Annotated in this window: 1 pseudogene; it reads left to right on the forward strand. The window is 46.4% G+C overall.

What is annotated here, in order from left to right:
* Positions 1–595 (forward strand): annotated as a pseudogene (locus HC175_RS16515) (efflux RND transporter permease subunit); the annotation flags it as partial.

The raw sequence follows: 595 nt of genomic DNA on the forward strand, positions 1-595 counted from the left end.
TCTGTTTGTGATCGTTCTGCTGGTGATCACTCTGGCAGCACTTTTAGCTATTGTAAGGTACTACGAAAGCATCCTGAACTGGTGCCTCGGGAACAAGAAAACCTTTTTAGCACTCCCCGTTGTAACGATCTTTTTCGGATTGTTGATCTGGTTGGGAGTTCCTAAGATCTTCGGATTCGTGGCAGATGCTGCTGAAGAGATCGGCTGGGACATGAGAGAATCTTCGGGCTGGATAGCGGCTTCAGAAGCTTTTCCGGGAGTGGGAAAGGAATTTATGCCAACATTGAATGAAGGTAGCTTCCTGCTGATGCCTACTGCCATGCCGCATTTGGGTCTTGAAGGTAGTAAGGAAGTGCTTCAGAAGCTGGACATGGCAGTTACCAATATTCCAGAAGTTGAGGTTTCCGTAGGAAAACTGGGAAGGGCCGAAACTGCTATTGATCCGGCACCTATTTCCATGTATGAGAATGTGATCAATTATAAGCCGGAATACATCCTGAATGAAGACGGCGATATGCAGCGGTTTAAAGTTGATGAGGACGGTAATTTTGTATTAAAGTCCGGTGAAGCTATGTCACATGAACAGGCTCTGCTG

The organism is Salinimicrobium oceani, from assembly GCF_012037645.1.